The organism is Acinetobacter sp. NBRC 100985 (assembly GCF_000241225.1).
GTDB lineage: Bacteria > Pseudomonadota > Gammaproteobacteria > Pseudomonadales > Moraxellaceae > Acinetobacter > Acinetobacter venetianus.
Genome location: NZ_BAEB01000059.1, coordinates 1 through 20804 on the forward strand (window position 1 = coordinate 1; position 20804 = coordinate 20804).

Annotated in this window: 12 protein-coding genes, 1 tRNA gene and 1 pseudogene; 6 read left to right on the forward strand and 8 right to left on the reverse strand. The window is 36.6% G+C overall.

Annotated features, from left to right (window positions below):
- The 3 genes and pseudogenes from ACT4_RS15985 to ACT4_RS17585 all read left to right on the forward strand — a co-directional run.
- Positions 1-184 (forward strand): 4Fe-4S dicluster domain-containing protein (locus ACT4_RS15985; protein ID WP_007484015.1); only part of this gene is annotated, 184 nt, incomplete at its 5' end.
- Positions 185-396: 212 nt separating this feature from the next.
- Positions 397-1587, forward strand: coding sequence for an acyl-CoA dehydrogenase (locus tag ACT4_RS15990; protein ID WP_007484016.1), 1191 nt, complete (start codon positions 397-399; stop codon positions 1585-1587).
- A gap of 484 nt (positions 1588-2071) precedes the next feature.
- A pseudogene (locus tag ACT4_RS17585) lies at positions 2072-2140 on the forward strand (integrase); the annotation flags it as partial.
- 100 nt (positions 2141-2240) lie between these two features.
- Here ACT4_RS17585 and ACT4_RS17640 read toward each other — a convergent pair.
- The 6 genes from ACT4_RS17640 to ACT4_RS16025 all read right to left on the reverse strand — a co-directional run bounded on the left by ACT4_RS17640 (position 2241) and on the right by ACT4_RS16025 (position 16346).
- Complete coding sequence (locus ACT4_RS17640) at positions 2241-10703, reverse strand: calcium-binding protein (RefSeq protein ID WP_007484019.1); 8463 nt, start codon at positions 10701-10703, stop codon at positions 2241-2243.
- 14 nt (positions 10704-10717) lie between these two features.
- Positions 10718-11563, reverse strand: a complete 846-nt coding sequence (locus tag ACT4_RS16000) for a hypothetical protein (protein WP_007484020.1) — start codon at positions 11561-11563, stop codon at positions 10718-10720.
- A gap of 10 nt (positions 11564-11573) precedes the next feature.
- On the reverse strand, positions 11574-12335 hold the full coding sequence (locus ACT4_RS16005; RefSeq protein ID WP_007484022.1) for a hypothetical protein: 762 nt from the start codon (positions 12333-12335) through the stop codon (positions 11574-11576).
- Positions 12336-12918: 583 nt separating this feature from the next.
- A tRNA-Ser gene (locus ACT4_RS16010) sits at positions 12919-13008 on the reverse strand.
- Between the two features lie 86 nt (positions 13009-13094).
- On the reverse strand, positions 13095-15125 hold the full coding sequence (locus ACT4_RS16015; RefSeq protein WP_007484024.1) for an NADPH-dependent 2,4-dienoyl-CoA reductase: 2031 nt from the start codon (positions 15123-15125) through the stop codon (positions 13095-13097).
- Positions 15126-15428: 303 nt separating this feature from the next.
- Positions 15429-16346 (reverse strand): DMT family transporter, encoded by a 918-nt coding sequence (locus ACT4_RS16025; protein WP_007484026.1) that lies wholly within the window; start codon positions 16344-16346, stop codon positions 15429-15431.
- Between the two features lie 165 nt (positions 16347-16511).
- On the opposite strand from ACT4_RS16025, the gene ACT4_RS16030 reads away from it, so the two are divergent.
- Complete coding sequence (locus ACT4_RS16030; protein WP_007484028.1) at positions 16512-17363, forward strand: LysR family transcriptional regulator; 852 nt, start codon at positions 16512-16514, stop codon at positions 17361-17363.
- A 20-nt stretch (positions 17364-17383) separates the two neighbouring features.
- On the opposite strand, the gene ACT4_RS16035 is transcribed toward ACT4_RS16030, so the two are convergent.
- Positions 17384-17734 carry a hypothetical protein gene (locus ACT4_RS16035; RefSeq protein ID WP_007484030.1) on the reverse strand — a complete coding sequence of 117 codons (351 nt, stop codon included), beginning with the start codon at positions 17732-17734 and terminating at the stop codon, positions 17384-17386.
- Between the two features lie 216 nt (positions 17735-17950).
- Here ACT4_RS16035 and argG point away from each other — a divergent pair, with 216 nt between their 5' ends.
- A complete protein-coding gene (gene argG / locus ACT4_RS16040; RefSeq protein ID WP_004880480.1) occupies positions 17951-19294 on the forward strand; it encodes an argininosuccinate synthase in 1344 nt (447 codons plus the stop codon).
- A 194-nt stretch (positions 19295-19488) separates the two neighbouring features.
- Positions 19489-20172 (forward strand): pirin family protein, encoded by a 684-nt coding sequence (locus ACT4_RS16045; protein ID WP_007484032.1) that lies wholly within the window; start codon positions 19489-19491, stop codon positions 20170-20172.
- Between the two features lies 1 nt (position 20173).
- Here ACT4_RS16045 and ACT4_RS17365 read toward each other — a convergent pair whose 3' ends face one another.
- Positions 20174-20320, reverse strand: coding sequence for a hypothetical protein (locus tag ACT4_RS17365; protein WP_017196793.1), 147 nt, complete (start codon positions 20318-20320; stop codon positions 20174-20176).
- Between the last annotated feature and the right edge of the window lie 484 nt (positions 20321-20804).

Genomic DNA, 20804 nt, shown 5'->3' on the forward strand with positions numbered 1-20804 from the left:
AGCTCAACGCTACTGCCCTGCTGGTGTTTATGAAATCATGGAAAATGATGACGGTTCTAAGCGTTTCCAAATCAATGCTACGAACTGTGTTCACTGTAAGACATGTGACATTAAAGATCCGTCACAAAATATCACTTGGGTAACGCCTGAAGGCGGTGGTGGTCCTAACTATCCAAATATGTGACTTCGGATAGTCTGGCGGAGCTTTAGCCGTCTCTCATACCCGAACTCATAGATTGATAGTTTGGTGGAGATGCAATCACTCCAAATCCCAAACAACTTTGAGGTATTTCTACTCTCGATTTTAACTTTTTAGGTAAGCTTAGTTCCCAAGGGAGCTAAGCTTAAAAAACAAATTGATAGGAACTTGCAAGAACAATCATCAAGGAATAAATAATGAGCCGTGTAGAGTTTAACTGGAATGACCCTTTTTTAATTGAGCAACAACTCAACGAAGAAGAACGTATGATCCGCGATACTGCCCATGCTTTCTGCCAAGACAAGTTAATGCCACGGGTACTTGATCAATTTCGCCATGAAAAAACAGATCTCAACATTTTTAGAGAAATGGGAGAATTAGGTTTACTCGGCCCAACGATTCCTGAACAGTATGGTGGAGCTGGCTTAAATTATGTGAGTTATGGATTAATTGCCCGTGAAATCGAACGCGTAGATTCTGGCTATCGTTCTATGGCAAGTGTGCAAAGCTCATTGGTGATGGTTCCAATTAATGAGTTTGGTACAGAACAACAAAAGCAGAAATATTTACCTAAGCTTGCAACTGGTGAGTGGATTGGTTGTTTTGGCTTAACAGAACCTGATCATGGTTCAGACCCTGGCAGCATGGTAACTCGAGCCAAAAAAGTAGACGGTGGTTATCGTTTAAGTGGATCGAAAATGTGGATTACCAACAGCCCTATTGCAGATGTTTTTGTAGTTTGGGCGAAAGAAGTTAGTGCTGAGGGTAATGTCGGTCCTATTCGTGGCTTTATTTTAGAAAAAAGTTGGCAAGGACTTTCTGCTCCAGCAATTCACGGTAAAGTTGGCTTAAGGGCATCTATCACAGGTGAGATTGTCATGGATCAAGTTTTTGTTCCTGAAGAAAATGCTTTCCCTGAGGTGCGTGGCTTAAAAGGTCCTTTCACCTGCTTAAACAGCGCACGATATGGAATAGCATGGGGTGCAATGGGCGCAGCTGAATTTTGTTGGCATACTGCTCGCCAGTACACGCTTGATCGAAAACAGTTTGGTAAACCACTTGCTGCCAATCAACTTATTCAAAAGAAACTAGCAGATATGCAAACTGAAATTGCGCTCGGTTTACAAATTGCACTTCGATTTGGTCGAATGAAAGATGAAGGTATCGCATCGCTTGAAGCTACATCACTGATTAAAAGAAACAACTGTGGAAAAGCATTGGATATCGCTCGTTTAGCAAGAGATATGCTGGGTGGAAATGGTATCAGCGATGAGTTTGGTATCGCCCGTCATTTAGTCAATCTTGAAGTTGTTAATACTTATGAGGGAACACATGATGTCCATGCGTTAATTCTAGGTCGTGCTCAAACGGGTATAGCAGCTTTTTAATATAATAAGCCCTTGCAAAAACAAGGGCTTATTTGCATAAGTTATTTGGTTTATTGCACATCGTTATAAATCTGCCTTACTTGCTCACTACCTGAAGAACTCCCCAAAGTTATAGCGATAGCTATTTTTACCTCTAAACTTTCCCTTTCCTGCTTCCTCCGAAATATAGCTAAATAATTTCATCTCATCCAACTTTTTATGTGGGGTAGGTTGAGGGGTAAAACTACATATAAAAAAATAAGCCCTTGTAAAAACAAGGGCTTATTTAGATATTTGGCGGAAGCGGTGGTAGTCAAATTAAACACATATATTATTGAGAAGTATATATAAAATAATTTATATTTAATTTTTTACTACGATTTTTACTACAAAAAATTCAATTCTTTATTTGCTGCTATTTTATTAAGTGAACTCAATTTTCTTCAATAATTTGGTGATTGTACATTAAGCGCAATAATTTTCAGATATGGCTCTAGGTACACTAACTGACTACCCACGTGAACTCTATGAAAATGTACTTGCTCATAAGCTACCAGATGAGGTTGAAGCTGCTAACTTTCTTGAAAACGTAAAGCTTTGATGAGTGCTTAGGTAGCATAATTGATTGTTTATAAAGTTGTAGGGTAACTCTCTACCCTACAACTCAATAAATATTAATAAATGATGGACTGATTCAACATTAAATCAGCAATGGATAACTGCTCTGCCTGATTAGTGAATACTAAAAGATCCTTTGAAGTTTCATTTAGTTGATCACGAATACTCAAATTATTGGTTTTAGTATTAGCATCATAAATAATCACGATATAATCAGAAATATTAGAACTATTTACATTACTATCAAGTACTTGAGACAAATCAACTTGATCTTCCATCATATCAAAATCTGTCACATAATCCACAGCTGTTTCACCAGAAGCATTAAGCAACAACTTTAGAATATCATTACCTTCATTTAAGACAAATAATTCGCTCACTGCCGCATCACTACTTAGGACATTATCACCTGAATCACCCATTACAATACTGGTGACTTCATCTTCAGCATTGGTAGGACGATCCACACCAAAAACCTGATAAATCTGCTGTGAGGAAATACTGCCTCCTGTTTCAAAATTGAAAGATTCTACTTCATGTGCACCACCAAGGAAAAAGTCTTTCACGGTAACCTTGTTGCTATCACTACCACTCACCTTAAGGATCAGGTCGTCACCCGATTGTGTTAGATAGTTCCCCACCTGACTAAAGGTGATTCCATTGCCAAACACCACCTGATCTGTACCCAGCTTTTCATCAATGACCATGGCACCTGAACTATAGTTATAGGTGGTGTTAAAGGCATCTAAATCCGTATTTTCAGGTGGTGTGTTTGCTGGCGCACTTTGCTGTGGCATGGTGATGCCAAATGCCCCAAAAATCTGCTCAGCGGTAATTTGCCCGCCAGTCTCAAACTGGAATGTTTCAACCAGATACTGACCTGCCAGGAAGAAATTTTTCACCGTGACCTTATTGGTGTTGCTACCATTCACTTTCAGGATCAGGTCATCACCTGATTTGGTCAAATAACTTCCTACCTGATTAAAGGTAATACCATTTGTAAAGATGACCTTGTCATTGCCTGAATGTTCAGTAATGGTTAAAGCACCTGTGGTGTAGTTATATACAGTGTCACCTGCAACCTCACTGGAACCCTGATTTCCGCCACCTGTAGATGGCAATGTTAAACCAAACGCTCCAAAAACTTGCTCTGCCGTTAAATTACCACCCGTCTCAAATTCAAAGTTTTCAACCAGATAATTACCTGCCAGAAAGAAGTTTTTCACCGTCACTTTATTGGTATTACTACCATTCACTTTCAGGATCAAGTCATCGCCTGATTTGGTCAGATAGTTACCCACTTGGTTAAAAGTAATGTCATTTTTAAAGATGACCTTATCATTGCCCGACTGTTCGGTTATGGTCAATTCACCAGAGCTATAATTATAAGTCGTATCTCCTACAGGATTTGGTTCTGTTGGGGATGTTTCTACTGGAATTGTCAGACCAAATGCACCAAAGATTTGCTCAGCAGTTAGTTGTCCACCTGTTTCAAATTCAATAGTTTCAATCAAATGTGTGCCAGCAAGGAAATAATTTTTTAAGGTAATTTGATTGCTACCCCCATTGATTTTAAGGATCAAATCATTGCCTGATTTCATTAAACCTGATGCCACATCATTAAAATTAATTTGATTGCTAAAACGCAAAATATCTAAGCCACCAGCATCTTGTAAAGTATCTTGACCACCTGTATAGAAGAATATATTGTCTTCCTCTCCACCAATCAGCGTATCATTTTCCTGCGTATCATAAATTGTACCTTCAATTGGTGTATTGGCTGAAGCCTGAATGTTTATATCGATGCCAACACCTCGACTTTGTCCATATAAATCTGTTGCCCAGAGAAAGAAGCTGAATTGACCAATATCAACATTTCCACCAGGAGCTACGGTAATGATCAATGTATCTGGGTTAAATATAATCCAGTCTGGAATATCATGATATTGACCATTATCGTCCAATGTCTGTAGGGTTAACCTAAAAGTCAACACATCATCGGTATCTGGGTCAGCAATAATATTATTTAATGTGTATTCCAGTATTTCATCAATCTTAACATTCAAAACTGGTGGATATTGCTGAATCTCAGGTGCTTGATTATTTTCCGCTCTCATAACCAATGCATCAATATCATCTGTTGTCCATACCTCACCTGAATCAAAAATAATTTCATCAAATTGATAACTAATTCCATCACCAAACTCATCAATATCATCTGATACCGCATAATTGGACAACCATATTTTATCTTCACTATTTTTAAAACTTAATAAAACACTCTGACCGTGTTGCTGTGCATAAACTTCACTCTTATCATAACCTTGGATTTTTAAAATATTAAAAGCATTGATATCATCCTTAAATATAAAAGTATCAACTCCTCCACCTTTAGTATAGATATAAGTATCATCACCAGCTAAACCGTCAATATAGTTATCTTGTACATTGCCAATAATAATATTATTAAGATCATTACCAAATGCTGTTTTGGCATTTCCTTTTAAAATTAAATTTTCAACATTATCATCTAATAAGCGATGTTTGTTTGTAAGTAATGGATTACCATTTTCATCCTGACCAATGAATCGTGCATCTTGCCAGCGTTCAATGGTATCTATACCACCATCAAAATCTTCAACAACCTGATCACCCTCAATGATATAAGTATTTCCATATTCATCATTAGCAATGCTATCAGTCAAATCAACGACATAATAATCATCACCAGCACCACCTGACATTTCATCAGCGCCAATTCGACCATCAAGGTAGTTATTTCCAGTATTGCCAATAAGTATATTATTTTGTTCATCACCGTAGGCATTTATATTTTGATCACCTAGCAAGGTAACAGCTTCAAAGTTGTTTAATTCGAGATCAAAGCTTTTGGATATATGGATTGTGTCATAACCACCATTTGGGTCATTTTCTTCATAAATATCAAATTCATCAACAATAAATGTATCATCACCTAATCCGCCTACCAGATGATCTGCGCCGTCCCCCCCGTCTAAATAAACACCAGAATTACCAGCGTAGATGATGTCATTACCATCTCCACCATAAACATGACCAACTTCTATAGATATATAGTCATCACCGTCACCACCATATATCATTCCTCTTACTGCTTGAACAATATCATTTCCAGCACCAGCTATTACTTGATTATTGCCTTGTCCTACAGCTATTTCATCATTACCATCCCCACTTTCAATTTTATTATTCCCATCGCCAGCATCTATTCTATCCGCCCCACTTCCAGAGTAAATAGTATCATTACCATTCGAACTTGAAATGACATTTTCGCCATTTCCTGCATAAATCACATTATTGGAATCTTCAAAACCACTAATTACGTTATCCCCATCATCATAAGTAGATTTTATTTCATCAATCGATGAAATGAAATCCAATAATTTAAATGTGGTGTCTTGATAATGGCTATAAATACCATTGTTATGATATACATCCTCTCCCCCTATCCGAATATCCATATTTTCAAATAAATTCAGATCAGTTACTTCATTTATATTTTTTAATCCAAAAACAAATAAATCATTTTTCATGAGGATAAAAGATTTAGAATTATAATCATAAGTTGCTTGAAGCAAAGGTCTATTATTCAATGTATATTTGTAATATGTATGCCCCCCATTGGTGGCTATAAATTCGGCATCACTACTGCTTGGAATACGAATAAATACATTACCTACCAAAGTAAAATAGATCTGAGAATCAACATTAATAATTCCTAAATGATCTTCATCATCAACCCAAGTTTTAGCACCTACTTTTAAATTGTATGAGTCATACCCCAATCCACCAAATAGGTTAAATTCTGATTTATCAGACATATAATTCACTTGAAATGAATCATTACCATCTCCACCATATAGGTGATTTATCAATTGACCACCTGATAAATAATCATCACCTCCACCAGCATGTATAATATTATTAAAATACTCTGAACCACCTAAAATATTATCTTCATTATTCCCAGATTTTATTATTGTTATCTTTTCATTTAATTCATCTTTAGTCCAAACCACGTCTTTAAACTGGACTTCTTTCACATTATTTTGCAATATAAAATTAGAAATAGTGACTACAGAGCTTTCATTATAATGAATATTCAAATCATTTCCTGTCACTTCCAATGTTATATCATTTGAAGTTATACCATTAAATTTCAATATGCTGTCATCACTATCATGAATAATGTTTTGCTGACTAAACATATCGAATACATATATATCTTCACCATCCCCTCCGTCAAGCAGGTTATTTCCATTATCTCCTATTAAAATATCTAGTCCTTCACCACCATAAAGCTGATCATTACCTGTACCACCTGTTAATTGATCATTACCAGTACCACCATAAATAAGATCATCACCATCGCGACCCTCTAAGTGGTCATCACCATCATCTCCAAATAAATCATCATTACCGAGATCACCTATTAACTGATCATTTCCTGTGCCACCAGTTAATCGATCATCGCCTGAACCACCATCTATTAAATCATCACCATCCCCACCCTCTAACTGATCATCGCCTTCATCTCCAAAGAGCTGATCTGCACCACCAAGCGCTTTAATAGTGTCATCCCCATTCCCACCGTAAATAATATCTCCAACATTTGAGCCTGTTGCTTGATCATCACCACTTAAGAGGTGGTATTCATTTGCTTGGAATTGTCCATAAGTTGTGACATTGTTTCTGATTTGTTCAATATCGACAAGATCACCTAAATCAGAATTCTGATAAATTAAATTGTCATTTTCAATATAACTATTAGTAAAAATTAAATAAGGACCTTGAATACCATGCCAAGTTCCATTCCAAATATTGTAGCTTAATCCTGCACGCTCTTTTAAATAAGTATCTAGATGAATGACGTAGTCAGTTTGATCAGGAATATTTAATGTTGTTGTTGCACTATATGCACTCTGATTGAAATGAAGATATTGATCATACCCACCCGTAATATTATTTCCGTACTCATCTGTGATTATTCCACCATCAGTTGTTGGTTGGGTTTCACTATCATCAAAGAAAGTCAATTTAAATTGTGGTAAAACTGCATTCGGATCTTGGCTTGGTGTCGGGGTAATGAGACTAACAGCATTGTTATACCAGTAGATATTGATTTTTGATAAGTTGAAATCACCTTCCAAATAGTAATGATTTTCTCCAGAACTATCTAATACTTTGACTTCCGAATCTCTTACCTGAATATGATAAATATCATCTCCTTCACCGCCTGATAATTGATCATCCCCTTCATTGCTTATAAGAGTATCGTCACCTTTCCCTCCAAAAAGAATATCATTACCAGCCCCGCCATCTAAAGTATCATTACCATCGTACCCGGATAAGCCATCATTGCCTTTGCCACCATAAAGTTCATCATTTCCATCTAATGTACGATCAGCGATAACATCACCAACTAAAGAATCATCTCCATCACCACCATATATAATATCTGAACCGCCATCACCATGAATATTATCATCCCCACTCTCACCATAAAGAATATCATCTCCATGATTTTGACTACTTGTATTATTATCATCCCCCTGCATATAGTCGTTACCGTCACCACCATACAGCTTATCTGTTCCAGCACCTCCCCATAAGAAATCATCATCCGCTCCACCATAGAGCTCATCATCACCACCATTTCCTCTTAATGAATCACCATCGGCCCCCCCATACAACTTATCATTACCGTGAAATTGCTCTTCTAGCGTTGAACTATCACCAGATAATGAATCTTTGCCATCACCACCATATATTTTGTCACTTCCACCATCCCCCCAAATTGAATCATCTCCTGCATCGCCAAAGATTTCATCATTGCCATGATATTGTGCATCTAATCCAGAATCATCACCTGAGATCGAATCATTACCATCACCACCAAAAATAGTATCGTTTGCACCTTGTCCCCAAATAGTATCATTACCTGCACCTCCTTCTATAATGTCTCCGCGATGATATTGCCCATCCAAGCTAATATTATCGCCTGAAAGTTTATCATCACCATCTCCACCGAGAATGGTATCTTCTCCACCATCTCCCCAAATCTTATCCTGCCCATTCCCACCATAGAGTTTATCATCACCATGTATATCTCCAGCTATAGCATGATGATCCCCATAAATTTCATCATCATCGTCATCACCATAAATTTCGTCATTACCTAAATTCCCCCAAATCTCGTCTTTTCCAGCTCCTGCATAAATTAGGTCATTTCCATAGCGATTGTAGTTTATAGAACTTGGAGGAGCCTCCGTACCTGATAAATCAAGTAAATCAGCTTGGATGGTATCATCACCGTCCCCGCCATAAATGATATCTCGCTCCCAACCACCGACAAGTTTATCGTCTCCGCCCCCTCCTGTGATTTCATCACTACCATCACCGCCATATATCGTATCTTTATTGTCACCACCATATAAGTAATCATTGCCATCCATACCATAAATAGCATCATCACCTATACCGCCATATAAGAAATCTGCATCTGATGAACCTAAAATAATATCATCACCTGAGCCACCGTAAGCAATGTCACTTCCTGAATAGCCATGTCCATAGTTTAAGCTTGCAATAATATTATTAAAAAAAATGTTCCCATTTATTCCTGTATAGAACATATCAAAAATAGGTAGAATTTGATCAGTAACTTGACCTTGATTATTTTGTATATAATAAGAAAAACTATTATTTTCATCTAAATCAACACCAAAATTAAAGTCTAAAATATTATATTCTTTATTTAGTTCGGTAGTTCCAGAGTTAGCATTTCCAAGATCATTTAAAATAGATTGCTTTGTGACATTTAAATACGCAGAAGTTATTATAATATCTCTACCAGTACCACCATATACTTGATCACTTCCAGCACCTGACATAATAATATTTTTATCATTACTCGATGTAGCTACACCCGCATAAATAATGTCATCTCCCTCACCTGTGGAAATCAGGTCATTACCATCACCAGCAATAATCACAGCATCTTCACTGGTTGAATGTATAAAATCATTTCCTGCAAAACTAGCAACATAGCGCTGATCGAAAATAATATTATTGCCATCTGTTCCAAATGCATAAATAGCAGTATCTTCAGGAGGGTTGGTTACATCTTCTATATCTACTAAAGTAAGCCCTAATGCTCCATTAACAAAATATTTTATGGTTATACTGTTATTATCATCTTCTTTTCTAATAACTAGTTTTTTAGATATAACAACTCCATCAAAATCTTCAACCAAAGCTATAATATATAGTCCATCAGCACTTTTCCAAAGCTTATTATTAATTTTTTCACCAACTTCTAATACCATCCCATTTATTTTTATTTGACCAGTTCCATCTACATCATAAATCGTGTCATGTCCAAAGTTCCCATTAAAAATATAGGTATCATTACCTGATTCATCGACTAAGATATCATCATCTTCTCCTCCATCTAATATATCATTTCCTGAAGCAGCATCTAAACGATCTTTTCCCACTCCTCCATATAACTTATCATTATCAAGCCCACCATAAAGATAGTCTGCCCCATCTTTTCCATACAATTCATCATCAGCAATTCCGCCAAATAAATAGTCTTGTGCACTTGCACCATAAATTGTATCTTTTCCACCTAAGCCAAAGGCAATATTTTTTCTATCACTATTCGTTATAGGATTAACAAGTAAAATATAATCATTTTGACCAAGTTCATTTTGATCTCCAACTATTGTTTGAGCATCTATATCTTTATTAAAATATTTCCAAAGAGGATCAAAAGTTGAAACATTAGAAGCCCATTCATTTGCAGCATTAATATCATCTTGACTGATTATAATTTTAGTTAAATTTTCACTTAGTATTAATTCTGGATTCCTATCTATTTCTATTTTACTTACAACATCACCATTTTCATCCAAATAAATAATACCTTGGCTAATTGCTTCAACAATTGTAACCAACCCAAGACTACTAAATAAAGCATCCAAACCCGTACCATTGGTTTCGGTTAACTCTAGCCAAGTTTGATCAACAACATCTGAACCAAAAATTTCTCCTATGAGCTTCATTGGCGTTTCTAATGTCCAATAATCAATGCTCAACTCATTGTTATTAAAAACCTGAATATGAAAATCACGTATGATTTCAAAGTCAATTTCCTCATTTACAAAACCCCCATTAGCTTCTGCTTTTTCTAATAAAGCACTCAAATACCCATTCAACATCCCTACTCGTATTTGATCCACTTTTTCAGGGCTAATTATTGTTCCCAAATGAGAAGCCATCGCCTGCATAAAATCCAGCGCCCCCATTCCGGTTACAGAGTCTCCTGTCGATACGCCATACGCCCAACCTGCATAGCCAAAGCCCATATTATTTAAGGCAGCATAGATACCAGGTACAGCATTAATACCTTGTTCCTGTACCAATCGCTGATATTGTTCGATTTGTGCAGTCGTTAAATTTTGATTTGTACTCATATGATTTCCCCTGTTTAATCATTGATTCGTTGTAATGTTTTTGGATCTACTGCAAAACTCTTAATCAGTTTTTCTGAATTTTTTCTAATTAACTGCCAATCTTTTAAATGAACTCTGGCAAAACGTGCCTCTAATTGAACCTTCATAAAAGGTTCAAGATTCCAACGCATCTTGCATCTTGGGGTAGACAACCCTTTCTTGATATAATTATTGCACTCCAGCAGCGTGATAATTTTCCCTGTACTATCTTTTTGTATATACATGTCTTGTGTTTCTATATAACCTGAGGAATTCACCCATTCAGGATGTGGAGCATATTTTTCCAAGCCAAACTCTTGTTTACCTATAGGAATATAAATATTGATATACTTAACATTTTCCATATGTTCTTTACTTCTTATTTTATTATCTAAAGTTGAATTAATAAATGTGGTTGTTAGATCTGGGTGATAACGAATTCCTGCATTCAAACCTATACTGACCCATTGATTATCAGGTGAATTTATTTCTGCCTTATATTGCTGGTAAGCTTCCTGCGGCGCACCTCGATAGATAATCAATGCAATACCTGTGGTATATTTCATTTGTATACCCAATGAAGTAATCACTGAATTAAAATCACGGGGTGGTGCTTTATAGCCCTTATAACGATGCTCACGCACTAATACTGGTGAGTCCTCATATTCTAACCACCCCACTTCCTCACCTAAAAGTACTGCCTTACCACCTAAATTACCTATTCTATAAGGTAACCCATAAGGTCCCATAGGTCTTTTAAATTCAGGTTCTTTATTCTGCTTCTGTTCACATGCAGTTAGAAGTAATGAACTAAAATAAATAATCAGTATTATTTTTTTCATATAATCACCATTATTTCTTAGACAATAAAATATTAGGTCTTACTTTCTCCACTTCTTTAAATAAACTAAAAGTTTGATTCACATAATTCACCACACCTGAAATTTGATCCATATATTGCAAAAGTTCAGGCGTTTTCTCAGCTTGAAGGAGTTTTATTGTGCGTGATGGATCATAACCATCAAACTGACAATAAAATAAAGGTTCACCCCGTTTTAGAATTAAATCTTTAGAAGTGTCATGCCATTCAAATGCCCACATGAGTGGTCGAGGCCAAATGTGAATTGGAAAACGCCCACCAAAGATCGTGCCTGGTAGCGGATTCTTGCGGTAATGCCCAAAAGCATCCAGTTGAGTGAGATACACCACTTCATCTGCAATAAAGCAATACGGAAGTTTCAGTTGTAAGATTGGGACTCGAGGCATACGCCATTCATTTTCATTAACGAGTGTGAGCAGCTCTCGCAATTTATTGGCACGTACAGGCGACTGATCACCCAACACATTAACTAAAGTCGGCTTGCCCTGTGCATCCCTTGCAAAACGCAGGTGAAAATCAAATGGACAATTCACCGCGAAATAGCGACTTTCCAACTGTAATACTGCGGGGCAACGGCTTGCTGACTTGGCATGATTGGTTTCTGACTGCGAACGCATTCGATAAGGTGGTTCATATAGAATGGATGCCTTATCCTCTATTAAAAACCAGCCAACCTGAATTGGTCCTTCCCCGATATTTTTTTGATCATCTTCAATGGTAAAATGAATGTGCATTTTTAAGTTTGTTTTAAGCTTTTCATAATAAGCATATTACTATTGTTTTGCTTTTTTTTCATACAGAATTGTCTATATAATTTTTTAATTCTTATAGAAAACAAAAAGATAAATGTGATTTAAGTCACGTTTTTTAATTTTTATTCAATAATTAAGTGTTTAACTTTGTACTCTCAGTTTAGCTCTCCCAATTATGACTATCCTTTACACCCTAAATATTTAGCTTAAGTGTACGTTAAATTTATTGATTAGATTACTAAAATGCTTTTTCATAGAATTAATAGACAAAACTGTTCAACATTAAGTATTGATTCACGTTAGCTGAATTACTTTTACTTAAGGAAAATATCTGCACTAGTGGAAAGTATTTTCCATACATGAATCTTTATAGAATTTAATAGAATCTATCAGTTGAGTGTAGATGACAAAAAAGAATTAAAGCTTAAAAATGATTTGATCAATTCTTTATGCATAGGTAAAAATGAATTGCTTTTTCACTCTTCCATTTGCCTTAACACATTACATATAGGAAATTTAGAATTTTAAAAAAGCCCATGTAAAAACATGGGCTTATTTAGATATTTGGCGGAAGCGGTGAGATTCGAACTCACGGAGGACTCACACCCTCGTCGGTTTTCAAGACCGGTGCATTAAACCGCTCTGCCACGCTTCCATGTGCGTAAGAATACAAAGCTTGTTTCCTTTATTCAAGAAAAATTTAACTGCAATGTATTCAAATGCATATTGTTTCATCAATTCTTAAAGTTTAGCTGCTAATTCAGCGCCATCACGAATTGCACGTTTCGCATCTAACTCAGCAGCGAGCTTTGCACCACCAATAATATGATAATTTGCAATCGTGTTTTCACCATCTTTAGGCATTAAATCTTTAACAGATTCCTGACCAGCACAAACAACAATCGTATCAACACGCAATAATTGGTCGTGTCCATTATGCTCAATCCATAAACCTTCATCAGTCACTGCCTTATATTGCACGCCACGTAACATGCGCACTGCATGCTTTTTCAATTGTGCACGATGTACCCAACCCGATGTTTTACCCAACCCAATACCAAGTGGTGTTGTTTTACGTTGCAATAGGTAGATTTGGCGAACTGGTCTTTCCACTTCTGGGCGTTGCATACCACCTTCAGAAATATAATTTGGACTTGGATCAACTCCCCATTCACGCTGCCACTCAGCTAAAGGTTGCGGTTGAGGCTGATGTGGTGGTTTTAATAAGAACTCAGAAACGTCAAATCCAATACCTCCAGCTCCAATTACAGCAACATTATGACCTACTGGCGCACCACGTAATACTTCAGCATATGACAATACTTGCGGAGCTGTACTTCCTTGGATTTTTAAAGCACGAGGAACAACACCCGTTGCTACAATAACTTCATCAAAGCCTTCTCGTTCAAGTTGCTCACGGCTTACTTTCGTATTCAACCGAACATCCACACCTGTTTGCTTAAGCTGAACCTTGAAATAACGAATAGTTTCATGAAACTCTTCTTTACCAGGAACGACTTTCGCTAAATTGAATTGTCCACCAACATCATTATTTGCTTCGAATAATGTCACTGCATGACCACGACTTGCCGCAACAGTTGCAGCGGACATCCCAGCAACACCACCACCAACAACAGCAACACGCTTTGGTTTCTTAGTTTTGATATAAACCAATTCCGTCTCAAAACATGCCTGTGGATTGACTAAACAGCTTACACGTTGATTTTTAAATGCATGATCCAAACATGCTTGGTTACATGCGATACAAGTATTAATTTCATCAACACGATTGGTCGCAGTTTTATTTACCCAATACGGATCAGCAAGGAATGGACGCGCCATTTGCACCATATCAGCCTGACCTGAAGCAACAATTTGCTCAGCGACATCTGGCATATTAATACGATTCGATGCAATCACTGGTACAGAAACATGCTGTTTTACCACGGCGGTATAATCAACAAATGCTGCACGAGGAACAGACGTTACGATGGTTGGAACACGCGCTTCATGCCAGCCAATTCCCGTATTCAATAATGTGATTCCTGCTTTTTCTAATGCTTTAGCAACAGCAATTACCTCTTGCATTGTATTACCATCATGCACCAGATCGAGCATCGATAAACGGAAGCAAATAATGAATTTCTCTCCAACTTTGGCACGAATTGCTTTTACGATTTCAACAGGAAAACGCATACGGTTTTCAATATCACCGCCCCAACGATCAGTACGCTTATTAACATGGTTACTGAGGAATTGATTAATTAAATAACCCTCAGACCCCATAATTTCGATACCATCATAACCCGCTTTTTTCGCCAAGCTAGAACAACGTGCATAGTCCTCAATCGTTGCCAAAATCTGAGAGTCTGACATTTGTCTCGGTTTGAATGGGTTAATTGGTGCTTGAATCGGAGATGACGAAACAGAGAAAGGATGATAACCATAACGACCAGAATGCAAAATTTGCATCAAAATTTTTGCGCCATGCTTATGTACAGCATGCGTCACAAGCCTATGATGCGGAATATCCGCTAAGCTATTCATCGTTCCGCCAGCAGGTAGTAACCAACCTTGACGGTTCGGAGAAATACCACCAGTAATAATTAGACCAACACCACCCTTAGCTCGCTCACCAAAATATGCTGCAAGTTTTGGGTAATTATAAAAACGATCTTCTAAACCGGAGTGCATAGAGCCCATTACGACACGGTTTTTAATAGTAGTAAAACCCAAATGTAATGGTTTTAAGATATTTGCATAGCTAGTCATGGTATTCCTTCTATATTTTTGGCTTTGCAACTTGTTGCATAGTACTTTAATACTTTTTTACTCATTTGGGATGACTGATAAAAAACTTTTCGGTGTTGAAAATGTCAATTTTGCATGTAAATTCGACGAATTCCAGTCTAAGTTGCAGATCAGCAACGTTACGTTTAAAAATAAAAAAAGTCAGCCATGCAAAACATGACTGACATTCTGACTTCTTTTATATGATTATTTACAATTTCTTTATCTTTTAAAGAATGCTAGTAAAAAAGTCTATAAAGTTTATAACTGATAAAATTAAATCTCTTAACTTTGTTCACCACTTGAATACGCTAAGTGACGGCGTTGTGATTTTATTTTCAAAGAACTCATCACAATTCCTGAACAGATAAATGCTGCACCAATTAAAATATTGAATGTCAAAGGCTCATGCCAAATCAAATAACCAAAAAATAGGCTCAAAATTGGAATACACATGATTGATATTGAAGCGATAAAGGTATCAACCTGACTGACGATCCAATTCCAAAGTACAAAAGCAAATCCTGTCCCAATCACCGAAATATAAAAGAGCACAGATTCATTGAGTGGATTTAACCAAACTTGTGCATCAATAGGCTCAAACATGAGTGCACCAATCAACATGATGCTCCCACCCAACAATAACTGCCAAATGGTCAATTTGATTTTGTCATAACTGGCAAAATTCTTTTTGATATAAACTGTCGACATCGCCCAGAAGAAACCAGAACCTATAAGCAGTACTTGTCCAAGTAATGAAACATTCATATGTAAATCATGTAGCTGAGGCCAAAGAATTGCGATTAATCCCAACGTACCCAAAATGAGTCCAAGTATTTTCTGTTTATTTAATCTCTCATTTAAAAAATAATGCGCTAGAACACCAATAAAAATTGGCATCGTAAATACTAAAACTGCCGACAATCCTGAATCAACAAATTGCATTGCAAAAGTCTGAGTTGCATAGAAACCAAAGCAAATTAAGCCACTTAAAATGATGAGCTGCTTCCATTCTTCTCGTTTCGGCATGATTGATTTTTTAATGACTCGCTGCACAACCATCAAGGTGATTGCAGCCAAAATCAGCCGTGTAGAAATAAATAAAAATGGTGGAAATACTTGCAGACTATGTTTTACAAGTCCCCATAAAGATCCCCAAACCAAACATAATAGCGCGATTGCACTCATCACTCGAATATTCACGTGCTGTACTCAACAGATGGGAAGTGAAATCATTGTATAAAACAAATGACATCATGAATAATGCTATGTTTTAATATATGCATCATTTTTTTTGATACCAACTAACTAGAAATACCTTAAAGGCATTCCTAGCTTAGTCATAGACATAAATATCGAGGATTGAATGTGAATATTGATATTAACGATATCAGATCATTTATCACTGTTGCTGAACTAAAAAGTATCACTGCAGCGGCAAATAAGCTCAACTATTTACAGTCAAATATGACAGCTAAAATCAAAAAAATTGAAAATCACTACAAACGTCAGCTCTTTATTCGTAAACCCAAAGGTGTAGAACTCACTGAATCAGGCATGAATTTATATGCTCAATATAAAAAAATGATGTTCACATGGGAAGAAACTGAAAATAAAATTTATCAACAAGAAAGTGTCTTACGTTTTGGTACTAATACGAGCTTGGGTGGTATGCGTTTCTATCCATCTTTTAGCCAACTTTATGAAGCCTATCCCGACCTATCCTTAACAATGAAAACAGGCTCAACGGGCTATATCGAAGAAGAAATTTTACGAGGCAATCTCGATATTGCTTATGCACTCGGGCATCCAAAACATAAAGGCTTACAGTACATTCAAAAAGCTGATGATCAATTAGTGATTATTGGTAAAAACATGATTAATCACGAAAATTTAGAAGAATGTTTAAATCATCAAAACATTTTGCTGGCTTCAGAAGAATGTTGTTATGCAACAACGCTTGATCATTTGTACACAGACTATAATTTAACAAAAGGTGAATTAACGCATATCTATGATCATGAGGCACTGATTCATTTTACCCAACTTGGTATGGGAATCTCGATGATTGCTAAATCATTGATCTCAAAATACAACATTCAATTTTATCGTGAAGTTCCAGAACAATATCGAGATATAGGTTTATATCTCATCGCACGTAATGATCATGTTTTTACTCCAATTGAAAAACAATTTATTGGCTTAAATGATTCACTCTGAGCGAATTTTAAATGAAAGGTTTAACTTTTTTGAAGTTCAATTGGTAATTTAAAAGTTGAATCTTTTTCCCATTTAAATAAAGAGAAAAACAGCATCATTACTGCAATAACAGTTCCAATTGGAAAATTATTGAGCATAAATACAGTCATAAAGATTGATCCAAAACGGCTGCTTGTACTCCCTGTTTTCACACTTTTGGCACAGATAAAATGAGCAAAAATTAAGGCGCATACCCCCAGAAAACTCCCAACAGAATATTGAGGAATATCCACATAGAATCGATAAACAGCTTTATAGATAAAAAGCGTAATTACAACAATTGCTGCCATTTTATGCAACGTAGAAAGAATTTGATTTTGATGGTTTAACACTTTTATCTACCTTTTTATCATCTTATTCAGATAACTTCACTTATCGTAAAACTTTATATTTTTCTGATGTTAATCTATTTTTCAAATTAAAAATCAAGAATTCCACTCTGAACACAAAAAAAATCGTTTTGAAAAGTGATATAGTATTGAGCGAATAAATTCTCTTTGGTCACCGAAGTAATTAGGGTGCCTATTTCGAAATAGTTAGGACTAGCAATGACTGATAATGCAACGATCTTGCAGCATGTACCAGTAGGTAAAAAAGTTGGGATTGCCTTCTCTGGTGGTTTAGACACTTCAGCAGCTCTATTGTGGATGAAACAAAAAGGCGCAGAGCCTTATGCTTATACTGCAAACTTGGGTCAGCCTGATGAAGATGACTATGATGCGATTCCAAAGAAAGCTGAGCAATACGGTGCAGTCAAAGCTCGATTAATCGATTGTCGCTTACAGCTTGCTCTTGAAGGTATTGCTGCAATTCAATGTGGTGCATTCCATATCAGCACAGGTGGTGTTCCTTATTTCAACACAACACCTTTAGGTCGCGCAGTAACAGGTACGATGCTTGTAACAGCGATGAAAGAAGATGATGTAAACATCTGGGGTGATGGTTCAACTTATAAAGGTAACGATATTGAACGTTTCTATCGTTACGGTTTATTGACCAACCCTGCTCTTAAAATCTATAAGCCTTGGTTAGACCAACAGTTTATTGATGAGCTAGGCGGTCGTGCGGAAATGTCTCAATTCCTAATCGACAACGGTTTTGACTATAAAATGTCAAAAGAAAAAGCTTACTCAACTGACTCAAATATGTTGGGTGCTACACATGAAGCTAAAGATTTAGAATACCTAAATGCAGGTATCAAAATCGTTGATCCAATCATGGGCGTTGCGTTCTGGAAAGATGATGTACAAATTGCTGCTGAAGAAGTATCAATTACTTTTGAAGAAGGCTTCCCTGTTGCATTAAACGGTCAACGTATTGAAGACCCAGTTGAGCTTATCTTAGAAGCTAACCGTATCGGTGGTCGTCATGGTCTTGGTATGTCTGACCAAATCGAAAACCGTATCATTGAAGCTAAGTCTCGCGGTATCTATGAAGCTCCTGGTATGGCTTTATTGCACATTGCATATGAGCGTTTAGTAACAGGTATTCATAATGAAGATACGATTGAACAATATCGTATCAACGGTTTACGTTTAGGTCGCCTACTTTACCAAGGTCGCTGGTTCGATTCACAAGCACTGATGCTGCGTGAAACATCACAGCGTTGGGTTGCTAAAGCAATCACTGGTACTGTGACTCTAGAATTACGCCGTGGTAATGACTACACCATCATGAATACTGAATCTCCTAACCTCACCTATGAAGCTGAGCGTTTAACAATGGAGAAAGGTGACTCAATGTTTACACCGATGGATCGTATTGGTCAGTTAACTATGCGTAACCTTGATATTACGGATACGCGTGCAAAACTCGGTATTTATACCGAAACTGGTTTGCTCGCAGTTGGTCAAGGTTCTGCAATTCCTCAATTGGAAAATAAAACAAAATAAGTGATTGATAATTAAATTTATCTCACTAAAAAGGGCTGAATATTTTTATTCAGCCCTTTTTATTTCATTCAAAAAACACAAAACATTTAATCATTTCATTTATAGAACAATATGTCGCAATTAAAGACTATTTATCATCATTATGAATCGATAATATAACGATCAAGCGAAACATAATAATTGGGAGATGAAAGATGAATGCTTATCTACATCGTAGTGAAAATCGCGGGCATGTCAAAGCAGGTTGGTTAGACACCTATCATAGCTTTTCTTTTGGTAGCTGGTACAACCCCAAATATATGGGTGTAAGCGCACTCCGCGTGATCAATGACGATACAGTTGCTGCTCACAATGGTTTCGGTACTCATCCCCATGACAACATGGAAATTTTAACCTGTGTACTCGATGGCACAATTTCTCATAAAGATAGTATGGGAAATGAAGGGCAAATTAATGCAGGTGAATGGCAGTTGATGAGTGCTGGTACAGGGGTAACTCATAGTGAAATGAACAAGCACGATAAAGCGGTGCATCTATTACAGATTTGGATTCAACCTAATGTACAAGATGCGGAACCAACTTATCAGCAAATTCAGCTCAACCCGAAAGATCACCCTAATCAATGGCACTTGATTGCTGGCGATGAATCTGCACCAATGTCGATTCGTCAAAATGCCGAAGTGAAAACAGCAGTGATTGAGAAAGATCAACATTTAGAGATTACAGCACAGAAAAAAGTAAACTATGTGCATGTAATTTCAGGTGAAGTGATGATTGCGGAACATTTAGTAAAAGCAGGAGATGCTTTACTGTTTGATGAGACTGCAACAATTACTGCATTACAAGACAGCCAAATGATCTGGTTTGACTTACCTTAACTCAAACAAAATGCTTCGTCATCATCATGGTGGCGAAGCATTTTTGATTAATCCCCACCACCACTATCGCATCCGCTAGAATCAGATCCACTATCACGACTTGAGCAACCATGGGACGAATGGTGATCATAGCTTGAAGATGAATCATAAGCACCCGAATCTGAACTTTTCCCCACCTTCTTGATCATATAAATTGTAAATCCAAAGATTAAAGCAAAAACGATGAAAGCTACCACACTCACTCCATATCATTTTTGATAGTTTTCTAAACATTTAATTTATATTGAAAATTTAAAATAAAATCAATAAACATTAAAAAAGCCCGATTAACGGGCTTTTCTACAACCTTGAACATTTTTAAAAACAATATAAAACGTTTCGTTCGTTGTTAGCTGTGTATTCAGGTTGTCATATCTTTGTTCATTTGGACAAGACATCTCTTAAATTCCAAATAGTATATGACTTCCTTATAGATTAAATTATCACCAATTCTAAAAGTGGTCAAGAGAATATATAGACCTATGGCTTTGTTGCACAAAGCTATTCTTGAAGGTTTCTTTAGCAATATAATTTCCAGATGAAGAAGCCTGTCCCTAAAATCTACCGTACAACCAATTGGTCCTCGTATAACT

Coding starts and splice junctions, on each gene's coding strand:
- argG (WP_004880480.1), top strand. CDS start 17,951: ATGACTGATAATGCAACGATCTTGCAGCATGTACCAGTAGGTAAAAAA.
- ACT4_RS16000 (WP_007484020.1), bottom strand. CDS start 11,563: ATGAAAAAAATAATACTGATTATTTATTTTAGTTCATTACTTCTAACT.
- ACT4_RS16045 (WP_007484032.1), top strand. CDS start 19,489: ATGAATGCTTATCTACATCGTAGTGAAAATCGCGGGCATGTCAAAGCA.
- ACT4_RS16005 (WP_007484022.1), bottom strand. CDS start 12,335: ATGCACATTCATTTTACCATTGAAGATGATCAAAAAAATATCGGGGAA.
- ACT4_RS16015 (WP_007484024.1), bottom strand. CDS start 15,125: ATGACTAGCTATGCAAATATCTTAAAACCATTACATTTGGGTTTTACT.
- ACT4_RS17365 (WP_017196793.1), bottom strand. CDS start 20,320: ATGATTCATCTTCAAGCTATGATCACCATTCGTCCCATGGTTGCTCAA.
- ACT4_RS15990 (WP_007484016.1), top strand. CDS start 397: ATGAGCCGTGTAGAGTTTAACTGGAATGACCCTTTTTTAATTGAGCAA.
- ACT4_RS17640 (WP_007484019.1), bottom strand. CDS start 10,703: ATGAGTACAAATCAAAATTTAACGACTGCACAAATCGAACAATATCAG.